Here is a 14,340-nt window from a genome sequence, read left to right as displayed (position 1 = left end):
AACCTGCTAAGCCTGCTGTCTGTGAAGCTGCAGGAAAATTGGGTGGTAACACGTGAGTTTGCTCTCGTCCCGAACCGGGACGGGAGTTTTTTGCGTTCAGCGCCCTTTTATTCTACAGGATACAGAGTGCGGACTATTTTAAGAAGGAGTGATTAACTTGGCAGCAGACAAAAAGACCTTTTACATCACAACCCCGATTTTTTACCCGAGCGACAAGCTTCATATCGGACACGCTTACACGACGGTAGCCGGGGACGCTATGGCCCGCTACAAACGCCTGCGCGGTTTTGATGTCCATTATTTGACGGGGACCGACGAGCATGGACAAAAGATCGAACGCAAAGCGCAGGAAAAAGGCCAGACGCCTCAGCAGTTTGTAGATCAAATTGTAGTAGGCATCAAAGAGCTTTGGAACAAGCTTGATATTTCCAATGATGATTTTATCCGCACTACCGATTCAAGGCACAAACAGGTTGTACAGGACATTTTTGACCGTCTGCTTCAGCAGGGGGACATTTACAAAGGCGAATACGAAGGCTGGTACAGTATTCCGGACGAAACCTATTATACGGAAACGCAGCTCGTAGATATGGTCAAAAACGAAAAAGGCGAAATTATCGGCGGCAAATCGCCGGACAGCGGCCACCCGGTCGAACTGGTCAAAGAAGAATCTTATTTCTTCCGCATGAGCAAATATGCCGAACGCCTGCTGCAATATTACGAGGAGAACCCGGGTTTTATCCAGCCGGAGTCCCGCAAAAACGAAATGATCAACAACTTTATCAAACCGGGACTGGAGGATTTGGCGGTCTCCCGTACGACGTTTGAATGGGGCGTAAAAGTGAAAGGCGATCCGAAACACGTCGTTTACGTGTGGATTGACGCCTTGTCCAACTATATTACGGCGCTTGGCTACGGTACGGACAATCAGGAGCTGTATAACCGCTTCTGGCCGGCAGACGTTCATTTGGTCGGCAAAGAGATTGTGCGTTTCCACACGATTTATTGGCCGATTATGCTGATGGCTTTGGGGCTGCCGCTTCCGAAAAAGGTATTTGCCCATGGCTGGCTGCTCATGAAGGGCGGCAAAATGTCTAAATCCAAAGGCAATGTCGTGGATCCGAATACGCTGATCGACCGTTACGGCCTGGATGCAACCCGTTATTATCTGCTGCGTGAGGTGCCGTTTGGCGCGGATGGCAGCTTTACGCCGGAAAGTTTTGTAGAGCGCGTAAATTCCGATTTGGCCAACGACCTCGGCAACCTGCTGAACCGGACGGTTGCGATGGTAGGCAAATATTTTGACGGCGTGGCGCCTGCGTATATTTCCAATGCTACGGAATTCGACGCCGCCCTTACGGCAGCTGCGCAGAAGACGGTGGAGAAGGTTGAAGAGGTTATGGAGAACATGGAATTCTCAGTCGCGCTCGCTACCATCGGCCAGTTTATCAGCCGTACGAACAAATATATCGACGAAACCCAACCTTGGGTCATGGCCAAAGACGGCGACAAGCAGGAGCAGCTCGGTTCCGTTATGGTGCACCTGATGGAATCGCTGCGTATTGCTTCGATCCTCCTGCAGCCGTTCCTTACGCAGGCCCCAAGCAAGATCTGGAGCCAGCTCGGCATAAAGCCGGGCGAATTGACTTCGTGGGAAAGCGCCAAAAGCTTTGGCCTGATTCCGGCAGGAACACGTCTCGGCAAAGGAGAGCCGATTTTCCCGCGTTTGGATGCCGAGCAGGAAATCGCGTATATTGCCGAGTCCATGACCGGCGGGGTACCGGCAGCGGAAGAGAAAGGCGGGGCGGCGGCCGAAGGCTCCCAGCCTAAAGCGGAAGAAGCCGCTGAAGTCAAAGAAGAAATCGGCATCGAGGATTTCGCCAAGGTAGAGCTGCGAGTAGCCCAGGTGCTGGCGGCAGAGCCGGTGAAAAAAGCCGACAAGCTGCTGAAGCTGCAGCTGGACCTTGGTTTTGAGCAGCGCCAGGTGGTATCCGGGATCGCTAAATTTTACAGCCCGGAAGAGCTGGTTGGACGCAAAGTGATCGTGGTGGCAAACCTGAAGCCGGTGAAACTGCGCGGCGAGCTGTCGCAGGGCATGATTCTGGCGGCTTCGCAGGGGGATCAGTTGACTCTGGCGACTGTGCCGGACAATATGCCTAACGGCGCTGTAGTGAAATAAGAAGAAAGCATAACAACATATGGCGGCGGAAACCCGCCAGAGGAAAGAGGCCTTCCGCGTGAGCAGCGTTCACGTTGAAAGGCCTCTTGTTCATTCATATAAACCGAATCTATAAACGGCTGGCGCTGAAGGTATCTCCGCCTTCAATCGTGCCATTCTCAAACCCTTTGGAAAACTACCGTTTCCTCTGCTCTGACGTGCCGTGGGCAAAACTTTCGGGCACTACGTAGCCCTGGGCCGCTTTTTGGATGGCGTCATCGCCTACCGCGCTGGCCGCCGTCAGCGCTTCCTCCAGGTCACCCTGCTCGAGCAGGTTTTTCGACCTCATGGGCGATGACATAAGCCATGGCAAAATCGCCGGGGCAATAAAATGGTCCAACCGCCGACTGCACGGTCAAGGCTTTAAGAGACGGCCGGCAGATTTATTCATGAGCCCTGGACCGGACATTTTTTCTCTTTGAAATTTATATAGTAAAAGATAACGGACAAAAAGGACAAACCTCGATACTCCATTAGCGACGAACGTTGAACGGTACGACCGGTTCGGAAAGAAAGCTGCTTTTGAAGGAGGAAAAAGAATGATGGAACAGCTTCACATCGGGGCCGCTTTTGCGGCGGGAGTGGCCTCTTTCGTTTCTCCCTGCTGCCTGCCGCTGTACCCTTCCTTTATTTCTTATATAACGGGTTTATCCCTCAATACGCTGAAACAAGGCTTAAACGAGCGGGAGAACCGGAACAAGGTTGTCAGGCATACGGCTGTTTTTATAGCGGGTTTTTCAGTCGTTTTTTATTCGCTCGGTTACGGGGCGGGTGCAATAGGAGCTTTATTTCAAGAAAACAGGGTATGGCTGCGGCAAATTTCCGGCGTGCTGATGATCATTATGGGGTTGTTCCTGACCGGTCTGATTCAGCCGGCACTGCTGCTCAGGGAGTGGAAACCGGGATGGAAAAGGAACTCGGCAGCCGGTTATTTAGGGTCCTTTTTGCTGGGGATCGGGTTTGCGGCCGGATGGTCTCCCTGCGTGGGGCCGATTCTGGCCGGGGTCATTGCGCTGGCTGCAAGCGAACCCGCCGCCTGGCTGAAGCTGATTACAGCTTATACGGCAGGTTTTGCAGTTCCGTTTTTTCTGTTTGCGTTCTACGTAGGTTCCGTGAAAAAGCTGAACCGGTATTCGGGCTGGATCATGAAAGCGGGCGGCGCCGTAATGGTGCTTATGGGCCTGCTGCTGTTCACCGGGCGGCTGACCGGAATTACTATATGGCTTCAGCGGATCACGCCCGACTTTTTGATCTTTTAAGTAAAATAATCGATTCTGGCCTGCGGAAAATGCTCAAATATTTGTTCGGTGATAAACTCGCGCAGCACGGTTTGCTGATCATCCGGATATACATATTTGTATTGGCCGTAACGGCCCCATTTCTTTTTCCGTTTCTCTATGTCCAAATCCAGCTTGGTTTTGGGATAACGCTGCTCAATGACGTTTTTTGCGGTTTTGGTAAACCGGTGCTGGATCAATTCGAACGTCAAATCGTTCAGATTTTGTGCGGGAAGAGCGGCGGCCAGCTTTTCTAGCAGCTCGGCGTACCCGTTTTCCCAGCCTTCGTACCAAATAATCGGTGCGATTATGAAACCGAGCGGATAACCGGCTTTGGCGATTTTTGCAGCGGCTTCGATTCTTTCCTCAAATCTGGAGGTAGCGGGCTCAAAATGACGGATAACGTAATCCGAGTTCACGCTGAAACGAATCCGTGTGTGGCCTTTATGATCCAATCCGAGCAGGGGCTCGACATGATGATATTTGGTCACGAATCGGAGCCGGCCATATTCCTCATCGGCCATAAATTCGATCAATTCCTGCAGAGATCCTGTGATGTGCTCAAGTCCAACAGGATCAGAAGTACAGGCCGCTTCGAAACGGGTAATTTCCGGGTTTCGTTCATCGATGTAAGCTTTGGCAGCCTCCAGAATTTCATTGGTGTTCACGTAAACGCGAATATAAGGTTTTGCTCCCAAGGTCGTTTGCAAATAACAATAATGGCAGTGGCCCATACAGCCGGTTGAAATGGGGAGGGCATATTCGGCGGATGGTTTGGACTGGTCAAATTTCAAGGTTTTCCGCACGCCGACAACGAGGGTCCGTTTGGCGTTTTTATATTTTTCCAGATCGCTTTCGCCTTTGATTCCGGTAATCCGGTTGTGGGAGGGAGTCAGCTTAAAGGGAATTCTTTTTTCCTCCACCCATTTCATAATTTTTTGACCTTTTGGATATTTGAGCGCTCCCGGTTCAAAATAGACAAAGTCCGGGATAAACGGAGCTGTCGCTTTGAGGGATTTGGGAGTCCTTCCGGATATGGCAGTCGGCATCTTGAAACATCCTTTCTTGGCATAAAGTGGTTAACCATAAAGCTTAATTAGCCTGGGCATAGTATGGGTCCGTTCCGGTTCCGTGACTCGTGGAAATATGATCAAAGAGTGGCGGACAGGTGGCGGGACTTGCCAAGAAGTTGCAGAAACATGTATCATTAACAAGAGTGAAAGTGCCGGCCGGTGGCCGTTTAACTAAGGAAAAGAGGGAAGCAGGATGCCAACGCCCAGCATGGAAGATTACTTGGAGCGCATCTACAAGCTGATTGACGAGAAAGGATATGCTCGCGTTTCCGATATCGCGGAGGGGCTGGAGGTTCATCCTTCATCCGTGACGAAAATGATCCAGAAGCTGGACAAAGACGAGTATCTGATCTACGAGAAATATCGCGGCCTTGTGCTGACGAGCAAAGGGAAAAAGGTAGGGAAACGGCTCGTTGACCGCCATGCGCTGCTGGAAGAATTTCTGGAGATGATCGGCGTTCAGGAAGAGAACGTTTATAAAGATGTGGAAGGCATTGAGCACCATTTAAGCTGGGACTCCATTACATGCATAGAAACATTGGTGGAGTTTTTCCGCCGCGATAAAAATCGTCTCGAAGAACTTCAAAATATTCATAACGAAATGATCAGCGGTTCGTAATAAGGCATCTGTCTTGCGGCAGATGCCTTCGTATTTTCAGCAGAATGAACCATGGGGAACGAGGAGAAACAAAGCTGAGGATTCAGCAGGTCTTGGGGAGGATCTAATATGCGCTATTGGAAAAAAGCTATGGCAGCCGCAACAGGGCTGTTTCTGCTGGCTTCGCTGACCGGATTAACAAATCCGAATTCGGCTAAAGCAGCCGAAACGCCGATTACGATGCAGCTGGATGGTGCCGTATTAACCAGTGATGTAGCACCGTACATAAAGTCGAACAGAACTTTTGTCCCTTTAAGAGTGATCTCTGAAGGCATCGGAGCTTCTGTGAACTGGAACGCGGCTTCAAAGTCGGTAACCATTAGCCAAACGGGTACCCGGATAGAAATGGTGATGGGAAGCGAAACGGCCATAGTGGGAGGCAGCCCAATACAATTGGACGTGCCTTTGCAGTCCGTTGCAGGACGGACGATGGTTCCTATTCGTTTTGTGAGCGAGCAGCTTGGACTGAACGTCGACTGGAACCAGGCAGCCCAGTTAATCACGCTTACTACTCCCGGCTGGTCAGGCGGGAATACAGGCCCAGGCACGGGAGGCTCAGAGAACGGTGGTGCTAACAGTGGCAATGACAGCGGTTCTCCAGGCATGCAAATCGGCAGCAACACCCTTCGCGGAGCCTGGATTGCTTCCGTAACCAATCTGGATTGGCCAAGCAGCGCTTCCAAAGGGAATGAAACCAAGCAGAAAAAGGAATTCACCACGATGCTGGACAGTCTTCAGGCTGACGGCATCAACGCGGTGTTTGTGCAGGTCAGACCATCGGCGGACGCATTGTATCCCTCCAAGCTTGTTCCGTGGTCGCAGGTATTGACCGGAACGCAGGGGAAAGATCCGGGTTATGATCCGCTTGCCTTTATGGTTCAAGAAGCGCACAAACGGGGCATGCAGTTCCATGCCTGGTTTAACCCGTTCAGGGTTACGGCCAGCGGAACCGACACCAGCAAGCTGGCGGCGAACAACGTGGCGATTAAGCATCCCGAGTGGATTGTTAAGGCTAGCAACAAGCTGTTCCTGAATCCGGGCATTCCAGCGGCCAGGCAGCATATTGTTGATGACATTATGGAAGTCGTAAACAACTATGAAATTGACGGGGTCCATCTGGACGATTACTTTTATCCTTCCGATGAATCCGCTGCTAATCCGTTCAACGACAGCGCCGCGTTCAAAACGTATAATACCGGAGGTTTTAAGGACAAGGGAGACTGGCGCCGGAATAATATCAATACGTTTGTCCGTGATCTCGGGGCCAGTATGCATGCGGTTAAACCTCAGCTCGTGTTTGGCATAAGCCCTTCGGGTATCTGGCGAAATCAATCGCTGGACGCTACAGGCTCCGCAACTTCGGGACGTGCGGCGTACGATACCGAATACGCGGATGCAAGAGCCTGGATCCAAGGCGGGTATATCGATTACATCGCGCCTCAGGTTTATTGGAGCTTTGATACCGCTGCGGCAGCCTATAATAAAGTAGTAGACTGGTGGGCGAACGAAGTCAAAGGTACGGCAGTCAAGCTGTACATCGGACTGGCCCCTTACAAAGTAGGAGATTCCCAATATCCGGAGAAAGGCTGGAAGACGGCCCAGGAAATCATTAACCAATTGAAATACAACGAGCAGTACAGCCAGATCCAGGGCAGCATTTTTTACCGGTCCAGCAATTTGATCAGCAGCCCTTTAGGCCTCGCCGATTTGCTGAAAAAGTATTACGGAGTAAATTAACTTCATTTCCGATCCAATCATAAGACAGCCTCTGTCCTTCATACATAAGCAATAGCCTTGAGAAAGGCTTAGCTTGTTAAGGACGGAGGCTGTTTGCTGTGCTCATAAATGGAGTGTTTCAAGGCGGAGGCGTAAAGGGGATATCGCTGGCAGGCGCAGTGAAGGCGGCGGAACAAAACGGGGTTCGTTTTAACAAACTCGCCGGGACTTCTTCCGGCTCTATTGTGGCGGCTCTTCTAGCTGCCGGTTATACCGCCGATGAACTTAAGGAAATTATAATGGGAACCTCGTTTTCCAGCTTTTTGAAGAGGGCGCCGCTGTTCAGCATCACCTTGATCGGGCCCGCCCTGAGGGTTATATTCAAGAAAGGATTATATTCGGGGGAAGCGCTGGAGGACTGGGTGCGAAAGGCTTTGCTGATGAAAGGCATCCGCACCTTTAACGATCTGGAGCCCGGAAAACTTTCCATAGTCGCTTCGGATATTACGCACGGCAAAATCCTGGTTCTCCCGAATGATCTGGATCAGCTGGGTTTTGATCCTGGCCGATTTGAAGTGGCCAAAGCCATCCGGATGAGCTGCAGCATCCCTTACTTTTTTGATCCGGTCATGCTGAGGATGGGGCCGGGCGTAAGAAGAAGCAAAACGTTTTCCGATCAATTCGTTTATGTGGTGGACGGGGGCGTGCTGAGCAATTTGCCTTTATGGCTGTTTGACCAGCGTACACGGCCTTCGGAAGGGGCGGGTATTCCGACGGTAGGGTTTCAAATGGTAGGGGAAACGACGGGCAAGCCGCATAAAATCCACGGGCCTTTTACAATGCTGGAGGCGATCGTGGAAACGATGCTGTCTGCGCACGACGAACGTTATATCGAGCAGTCCAAACGTTACCGGACCATCAAAATCCCTACGCTGGGGGTCAGTACCACACAGTTTTCCCTGGAACAAGAAGAAAGCCTGCGGCTTTACCAATCAGGTATAAGCGCAGGCCGGGAGTTTTTTAACAATTGGGATTCGAAACATTATGAAACGCAGTATCTCAAATACATGCCCATGCTGAATCCTTAATGAAACTTGGGCTGGTCTCCATCATTTTTTCCTTTTTGTCCGTCGATGACCTGGAAAGGATAATGTTTCCTTTTTCCGTCGGCCGAAGGACGGGGGGAAGAGGAGGAACGCCGCTGGGAGGCTGCCATTTTGGCGGCCGTGCGGGCCGAAGGTTTAATCTTTGGCCCTCTCCGGAAGCGTTTGGGCGGGTATTTGTACAGGAAGTAAACCAAGACAATCAAGGCCACCGGAATCACAAAAGAAATCCAGTTGCTGAGCAGCATGTTGACAAGGCCGGCTGCAGCCAACACCATTACCGTCCAGAAAATAATTGCTTGTCTTCTCATGTTATCACCCTTTCACGGGATCCAATGGTGAACTGCCGGGCACAGAGGTGTGCACCATTTCGTTTTCAAGCTGGGCGTCCAGCTCGCGCATGCGGTTAAACGATGCGATCGATACTTCAACCTGCTCATCGGTAGGTTCTTTTGTTGTCAGCAGCTGAAGCCACAGGCCGGGATAACCCAGGAAACGAAGCAGAGGGATGTCGCGGACCGAGTTAGTGAACTTTAACAGCTCGAAAGACAAGCCGATGACTACGGGAAGAAGCAGGACACGGATGTACATTCTTTCCCAGATATTATCCCAATGGAAAAAGGAATAGACGATGATGCCGACAATTACCGTCAGAATGATAAAACTGCTGCCGCAGCGGTAGTGCAGCCGGCTGTATTTTTGCACATTCGCCGGGGTCAGCTCTTCTCCGTGCTCGTAGGCGGTGATCACCTTGTGTTCGGCGCCGTGATATTGGAACAGACGTTTCACCACTGGCGTCATGGAAATGATCCATAGGTAAGCCAGCAGCAGTATGATTTTGATGATGCCTTCAATTAGAGTGTCCAGCACGCGGTTTTGGACAATTCGCTCGAATAGCAAATCCTCCAGCACGGCCGGTACCAGCGTGAAGACCAGTTTGCCGAATATAAAGGATAAAATCCCTGCAATCGTGACGCCGACGATCATGCTGAGCGACCAGGACGACTCTTCCTTCTCTTTCTGTTTGGCGCGTTCTTCCGGATCCATGCTGTCGTCCGCCATTGCTTCGGCGGAATAATTGAGATGCTTGGAACCTTTGGCGCTGGAATCGATAATGCTCACTATGCCTCTGATCAGCGGAATTCTACGGAGCGATTTTACCCACGATTTGTCCTCTCTCGGCACTTCAAGAAAGGTAATTTCGCCGTTTTTCCGGCGGACGGCGGTTACGTTTACGTGCTTGCCGCCGAACATCACGCCTTCCATAACGGCTTGGCCGCCATAGATGACAGGAGTATCTGTTTTCGGCACAACTTCACCTTCCCTAATTGTAATAAATAACTTCAGACGTAAGGTCCGATTCGGGGGTTTCAAGGGTACACCCGCCCCGGTCCCTTTATTGTAGCGAATTTCGGATGCAAATTCTAGTTGGTTTAGGCTTTTTCAAATTGGTCATAATAAGGTACGACCCAATACCGGAAGGAACAGGCACAGAAGGGAATGATATTATGGCCAATCAAAGCCAAGCCGAACGAAGACAATCCGGATCAAACCAATCCAGACCCAAACAAACTGGAGCTTACCGGGATAATCAGGTGGTTCAGAAGAAACATGAAACGCCTGTACTGTTTTTCTCGCTGCAGCTTGGTTTTTTTGCAGGTTTGATCTGGGGAGCCATTCATGGCTTTTTTTACTTTATGCGTTTTACGGTCGTGGTGCCGGGTTTCCTGGCGGAGCCGTTTTTCAAGAACAGCTTTCTTAAAAGCCAGCCCGGCTATTATATAGGATGGTTGTTTTTCATCGTGTTTTCGATCCTTGCTGCGGTTATTTATACCCTGCTGTTCCGAAAGCTGCACGGACCTTGGCCGGGAATCATTTACGGCGTCTGGTGGTGGGCGATTATTTACGGCATCCTGTCCCCTTTATTTTCGCTTACTCTTCCGCTCCGGCGGATGGGCTGGACCAGCCTCATTAGCGAGATCTGCCTATTTCTGCTGTGGGGGCTGTTTATCGGCTATACGGCAGCGACCGAATATACGGATGACAGGCTGAGAGAACCCCAGAAAGCCCCGGTTTAAGGGAAACTACTTCTCAACTCTATCTTTCCTATGGTAAAATGAATTCTGGTTGTTTTAGAGGAAAAGGGGAGAGGCATCCATGAGCCGAATCTTGGTAATGAACGGCCCTAACTTAAACATGCTTGGCGTCCGGGAGCCCGGCATCTACGGTTCTTCCACGCTTGCCGATATCGAGTCGACGCTGGCCAGGCTTGCGGGTGAATGGGGCATTGAACTCTCATTCTTCCAATCTAATCACGAAGGAGCCCTGATTGACCGTATTCATGCGGCTTTTGGGAACATTGACGGAATCCTGCTGAATCCGGGAGCGCTTACCCATTATAGCTACAGTTTGCGCGACGCCCTGCAAACGGTGAACATCCCGGTTGTGGAAGTACATATGTCCAACATCCATGCGCGCGAAGCTTTCCGTCACACCTCGGTTATTGCGCCCGTGGCTGTCGGTCAAATCGCCGGATTTGGCGCCGCCAGTTACGAATGGGGACTTGCTGCGCTGCACCGGCATTTGTCAGCAGGCCGTAAGGAGATATGAAGATGGCAAATCAACGAGTAAGTAAAGTGCGCGAAGCACTTCTTGAACGTAAATTGGACGGACTTTTGGTTGCCACCCCGATCAACCGCCGTTATTTGACGGGATTTACCGGCTCTTCGGGGTTTGTGCTGATTACAGCGGACAAAGCTTATTTGCTTACCGATTTCCGGTACATGAGCCAGGCTCCTCAGCAGGCGGTTGACTTTGAAGTGGTGGAAGAACACCGCCAGGATACGCTCGACATTATGAAAGAGCTGCTGCTGGCGGCTAACGTTAAACGTCTTGGATTCGAGAACGAGCTGATGTCCTATTCGGCATACGTCAGATATTCGGAAGCCTTAAAGCCGATTGAACTGATTCCGGCCAGCGGGCTTGTAGAAGAGATCCGCATGTTTAAGGATGACGAAGAACTGACTGTAATGAAGGAAGCGGCCGATTTGGCCGACCGGACTTTCCTGCATATGCTGGATGTGATCAAACCCGGCATGACGGAGCTGGATGGAGCTCTCGAAATGGAGTTTTTCATGCGCAAGAACGGCGCGACGGCCATTTCTTTTGATACCATTTTTGCTTCCGGGGAACGTTCAGCCCTGCCGCACGGCAAGGCAAGCCCGAAAGTGGTCGGCGCCGGAGAGCTGTTGACGATGGACTTTGGCGCCCTGGTTAAAGGCTACTGCTCGGACATCACCAGAACGGTAATGGTGGGTACGCCCAACGAGAAGCAGCGTGAAATCTACAATATTGTTCTTGAAGCCCAGCTCCATACGATCGAGCAGCTCCGCCCGGGAATGACCGGCCGTGAAGCCGATGCGCTCGCTCGTGACATCATCACGCGCCACGGCTACGGCGAACAGTTCGGACACAGCACGGGACACGGTCTTGGCATGGAGGTCCATGAAACGCCAAACCTGTCCAAAGTAAGCGATATGGTGCTTAAGCCGGGCATGGTGGTCACCGTAGAGCCGGGGATTTACATTCCGGGCTTCGGTGGCGTGCGAATTGAAGACGACGTTGTTGTCACGGAAACGGGCGTACGCCGGTTAACCGAATCCAGCAAAGAGTTGTTTATTTTGTAAATGATCTGCAGGTGCTCTGCAACTATTTTGAGGAGGTTTTTTTGTGATTTCAGTAAACGATTTGAAAACAGGCCTTACAGTAGAAGTGGAAGGAGATATCTTTACGATTATCGATTTCCAACACGTTAAACCAGGTAAAGGTGCGGCATTTGTTCGCACAAAAATGAAAAACCTCCGCAACGGCAACACCGTTGAACGTACTTTCCGTGCAGGTGAAAACATTGGCCGTGCACAAATCGAAAACCGCGACGTACAATATTTGTATGCAAGCGCCCAAGAACACACTTTCATGGACAATGAAACCTATGATCAATTTACGCTGACTTCCGATCAGCTGGAATGGGAACTGAACTTCCTGAAAGAAAACATGAACGTTAAAATCTCCAGCTACCAAGGTGAAATCCTCGGCATTAACCTGCCGATGAGCGTTGAGCTTAAAGTGGTTGAAACGGAGCCGGGCATCAAAGGCAATACGGCTACTGGCGCAACTAAAAACGCCAAGCTGGAAACGGGCCTGAACGTTCAAGTGCCTCTCTTCATTAACGAAGACGACGTGCTTCTGATCGATACACGCGAAGGAAAATACATTTCCCGCGCATAATCCAGTTTGCTGCTCCGCAGCCGCATAAACCGTGCTGCGGTTGTGCCGCCGCGAGCGGCGGAAGAATTCCTCCACCGCCTGGTGGGGGAATTTTTTTGCAAGAAGAGAAATTTTGGATGACCGCCTGCATAGAAAAAAACGTGAAAAAGATTGACTTCCGAGGCTGACTTTCATATTATACTGAGTTAAAGTGATAAAATAACAGCGGAAGTTAGATTTTTAAAGAGCGAAATGGGAGTGAACGTTTTGGCATTATACGTCATGAAGTTTGGCGGCAGCTCCGTTGGAGACATCGAGCGGATGCAGCGCGTAGCAAGACGGGTTATCGAGAAACAGGAAGAGGGCCATAGCTGTGTTGTAGTCGTCTCCGCGATGGGAGATACCACGGATGATTTGATTGATCAGGCTAAACTGCTGAATCCGAATCCGCCGGCCCGGGAAATGGATATGCTGATGACGACGGGAGAGCAGATTTCGATTGCTTTGTTGTCCATCGCCATTCATCAGCTCGGGGGCAAAGCGGTTTCATATACAGGCTGGCAGGCCGGTTTCCGTACCGAGCCGGTTCACGGCAATGCCCGGATTACCGACATTCAGCCGGAGCGTGTGCTGAAGTCCTTGGAGGAAGGGAACATTGTTGTCGTTGCCGGATTCCAGGGCATGTCGGAGGACCATGAAATTACGACTTTCGGGCGCGGCGGCTCTGATACGACTGCGGTTGCGCTCGCGGCTGCGATCAGTGCTGATGTTTGCGAAATCTACACCGATGTAGACGGCATCTATTCCACCGATCCGCGAATCGTATCTTGTGCAAGAAAGCTGAGCGAAATTTCCTATGACGAGATGCTGGAGCTTGCTAATCTTGGAGCGGCCGTGCTGCATCCGAGAGCGGTAGAATATGCCAAACATCATCAGGTTAAGCTGGTTGTCCGCTCAAGTTTCAATAAAAATGAAGGAACGGTTGTTAAGGAGGATGTCACCATGGAGCAAGGTGTTGTAGTCAGTGGAATCGCATACGATAAAAATGTCGCCCGAATCACGATTATGGGGGTTTCCCACGTACCCGGCGTTTTGGCCAAAGTGTTCGGCGCGCTTGCGGAAGCAAAAATCAACGTAGATATCATCGTTCAAAACGGCGCGCAAAACGGGGAAGCCGATTTCTCCTTTACGGTAACGCTCGGCGAACGCCAGAAAGCTCTTGATGTCATTGCAAGCATCCGCAGCGAGGTTCCTTACCGCGAGGCGAGCTCCGAGGAAGATCTGGTCAAAGTCTCCATCGTGGGGGCCGGGATGGTCAGCCATCCGGGCGTGGCGGCTAAAATGTTCGACGTCATCTCCCAGCAAGGCGTCAATATCAAAATGGTGAGCACCTCGGAAATCAAAACGTCCTGCGTTATTGACCGCGAGAAGCTGAATGAGGTGGTTCGCGCGCTCCATACCGCTTATGGACTCGATACCACCGAAAAAGCTTTTGTCGGCGGGCCGTCGGAACGCCGGTAACATCAAATCTTTCGTTTGTGACGGTTTATATTTAAACCCTGTCCTTCTAATTCCAGATAGAAATAAAAGCAAAGCTGCTCCTGTCTTGTTAAAGACCGGGGGCGGCTTCTTTTTTTTGCCCGTGTCCAAAGACGGAAAGCTTGAAAATAGTGGACTAATTGAAGATAGCGGCGCATATCGATAAGTACATCCGGACAAGTAGGAGGTTTATGGATGCTGGATAAATTTGTGCTTAGTATGGCGTCGCTGCGTATATTGTCGGGTTCGGCCGAAATTTTGGCGGCCCTCCTGATGCTGAAGCTGGGCAGGGTGGACAAGGCTCTGGCCGTGAACTCCGCGCTGGCTTTCGTGGGTCCCACGATTCTGATCTTGACCACTTCCATCGGTCTCGCCGGCATGGCAGACAAGCTTTCATGGAGCAAAATGGCCTGGATCGCCTGTGGTGTATCTTTTCTCTTAATCGGGATTTTAAAGAAATAATAGATTCCCGTCATAAAAGATAGGTACA

General features: G+C 50.9%; 14 protein-coding genes and 1 pseudogene. 11 read left to right on the top strand and 4 right to left on the bottom strand.

The genetic code is table 11. The features are described 5' to 3' along the window. The first annotated feature begins 157 nt into the window (after positions 1-157). Positions 158-2,179 carry a methionine--tRNA ligase gene (gene metG / locus AC3ZPD_RS05610; protein WP_490983277.1) on the top strand — a complete coding sequence of 674 codons (2,022 nt, stop codon included), beginning with the start codon at positions 158-160 and terminating at the stop codon, positions 2,177-2,179. Between the two features lie 109 nt (positions 2,180-2,288). Here the strand turns inward: metG and AC3ZPD_RS05605 are convergent. Continuing rightward, positions 2,289-2,565 (bottom strand): annotated as a pseudogene (locus AC3ZPD_RS05605) (neutral zinc metallopeptidase); the annotation flags it as partial. 195 nt (positions 2,566-2,760) lie between these two features. On the opposite strand from AC3ZPD_RS05605, the gene AC3ZPD_RS05600 reads away from it, so the two are divergent. After that, positions 2,761-3,477 (top strand): cytochrome c biogenesis protein CcdA, encoded by a 717-nt coding sequence (locus AC3ZPD_RS05600; RefSeq protein ID WP_490983441.1) that lies wholly within the window; start codon positions 2,761-2,763, stop codon positions 3,475-3,477. On the opposite strand, the gene splB is transcribed toward AC3ZPD_RS05600, so the two are convergent. Further along, complete coding sequence (gene splB / locus AC3ZPD_RS05595; protein WP_490983276.1) at positions 3,474-4,544, bottom strand: spore photoproduct lyase; 1,071 nt, start codon at positions 4,542-4,544, stop codon at positions 3,474-3,476. The two genes, AC3ZPD_RS05600 and splB, sit on opposite strands and share 4 nt — an antisense overlap. Positions 4,545-4,761: 217 nt before the next feature. Between splB and mntR the strand changes: the two genes are divergently transcribed. The 3 genes from mntR (at position 4,762) to AC3ZPD_RS05580 (ending at position 8,030) form a co-directional block, all read left to right on the top strand. Beyond that, the gene (gene mntR / locus AC3ZPD_RS05590; RefSeq protein ID WP_068696119.1) at positions 4,762-5,187 is read left to right on the top strand and encodes a transcriptional regulator MntR; all 426 of its coding nucleotides are present in this window, start codon (positions 4,762-4,764) and stop codon (positions 5,185-5,187) included. 108 nt (positions 5,188-5,295) lie between these two features. Further along, complete coding sequence (locus AC3ZPD_RS05585) at positions 5,296-6,963, top strand: family 10 glycosylhydrolase (RefSeq protein WP_490983275.1); 1,668 nt, start codon at positions 5,296-5,298, stop codon at positions 6,961-6,963. Positions 6,964-7,061: 98 nt separating this feature from the next. After that, the gene (locus tag AC3ZPD_RS05580) at positions 7,062-8,030 is read left to right on the top strand and encodes a patatin-like phospholipase family protein (protein ID WP_490983274.1); all 969 of its coding nucleotides are present in this window, start codon (positions 7,062-7,064) and stop codon (positions 8,028-8,030) included. Here the strand turns inward: AC3ZPD_RS05580 and AC3ZPD_RS05575 are convergent. Then, a complete protein-coding gene (locus AC3ZPD_RS05575; RefSeq protein WP_490983273.1) occupies positions 8,027-8,356 on the bottom strand; it encodes a hypothetical protein in 330 nt (109 codons plus the stop codon). The two genes, AC3ZPD_RS05580 and AC3ZPD_RS05575, sit on opposite strands and share 4 nt — an antisense overlap. Before the next feature lie 4 nt (positions 8,357-8,360). Further along, the gene (locus tag AC3ZPD_RS05570; protein ID WP_490983272.1) at positions 8,361-9,356 is read right to left on the bottom strand and encodes a DUF1385 domain-containing protein; all 996 of its coding nucleotides are present in this window, start codon (positions 9,354-9,356) and stop codon (positions 8,361-8,363) included. 197 nt (positions 9,357-9,553) lie between these two features. On the opposite strand from AC3ZPD_RS05570, the gene AC3ZPD_RS05565 reads away from it, so the two are divergent. The 6 genes from AC3ZPD_RS05565 to AC3ZPD_RS05540 all read left to right on the top strand — a co-directional run bounded on the left by AC3ZPD_RS05565 (position 9,554) and on the right by AC3ZPD_RS05540 (position 14,312). After that, positions 9,554-10,123, top strand: coding sequence for a YqhR family membrane protein (locus AC3ZPD_RS05565; protein ID WP_490983271.1), 570 nt, complete (start codon positions 9,554-9,556; stop codon positions 10,121-10,123). A 79-nt stretch (positions 10,124-10,202) separates the two neighbouring features. Next, positions 10,203-10,655 (top strand): type II 3-dehydroquinate dehydratase, encoded by a 453-nt coding sequence (aroQ, locus tag AC3ZPD_RS05560; RefSeq protein ID WP_490983270.1) that lies wholly within the window; start codon positions 10,203-10,205, stop codon positions 10,653-10,655. A gap of 2 nt (positions 10,656-10,657) precedes the next feature. Continuing rightward, on the top strand, positions 10,658-11,731 hold the full coding sequence (locus tag AC3ZPD_RS05555; RefSeq protein WP_490983269.1) for a M24 family metallopeptidase: 1,074 nt from the start codon (positions 10,658-10,660) through the stop codon (positions 11,729-11,731). A gap of 43 nt (positions 11,732-11,774) precedes the next feature. Continuing rightward, positions 11,775-12,332 (top strand): elongation factor P, encoded by a 558-nt coding sequence (gene efp, locus AC3ZPD_RS05550; protein ID WP_490983268.1) that lies wholly within the window; start codon positions 11,775-11,777, stop codon positions 12,330-12,332. A 246-nt stretch (positions 12,333-12,578) separates the two neighbouring features. Further along, on the top strand, positions 12,579-13,832 hold the full coding sequence (locus AC3ZPD_RS05545) for an aspartate kinase (protein WP_490983267.1): 1,254 nt from the start codon (positions 12,579-12,581) through the stop codon (positions 13,830-13,832). 213 nt (positions 13,833-14,045) lie between these two features. Further along, the gene (locus AC3ZPD_RS05540) at positions 14,046-14,312 is read left to right on the top strand and encodes a YqhV family protein (protein WP_490983266.1); all 267 of its coding nucleotides are present in this window, start codon (positions 14,046-14,048) and stop codon (positions 14,310-14,312) included. Positions 14,313-14,340: the final 28 nt, after the last annotated feature.

The sequence above is a fragment of the Paenibacillus mobilis genome (genome assembly GCF_058267595.1).
This window is presented reverse-complemented; position numbering and strand designations above follow the sequence as displayed.

Bases quoted from the DNA above. Each gene is read 5' to 3' on its own strand.
- AC3ZPD_RS05600 (WP_490983441.1), top strand. From the start codon at position 2,761: ATGGAACAGCTTCACATCGGGGCCGCTTTTGCGGCGGGAGTGGCCTCT.
- splB (WP_490983276.1), bottom strand. From the start codon at position 4,544: ATGCCGACTGCCATATCCGGAAGGACTCCCAAATCCCTCAAAGCGACA.
- mntR (WP_068696119.1), top strand. From the start codon at position 4,762: ATGCCAACGCCCAGCATGGAAGATTACTTGGAGCGCATCTACAAGCTG.
- AC3ZPD_RS05585 (WP_490983275.1), top strand. From the start codon at position 5,296: ATGCGCTATTGGAAAAAAGCTATGGCAGCCGCAACAGGGCTGTTTCTG.
- AC3ZPD_RS05575 (WP_490983273.1), bottom strand. From the start codon at position 8,356: ATGAGAAGACAAGCAATTATTTTCTGGACGGTAATGGTGTTGGCTGCA.
- AC3ZPD_RS05565 (WP_490983271.1), top strand. From the start codon at position 9,554: ATGGCCAATCAAAGCCAAGCCGAACGAAGACAATCCGGATCAAACCAA.
- aroQ (WP_490983270.1), top strand. From the start codon at position 10,203: ATGAGCCGAATCTTGGTAATGAACGGCCCTAACTTAAACATGCTTGGC.
- AC3ZPD_RS05555 (WP_490983269.1), top strand. From the start codon at position 10,658: ATGGCAAATCAACGAGTAAGTAAAGTGCGCGAAGCACTTCTTGAACGT.
- AC3ZPD_RS05540 (WP_490983266.1), top strand. From the start codon at position 14,046: ATGCTGGATAAATTTGTGCTTAGTATGGCGTCGCTGCGTATATTGTCG.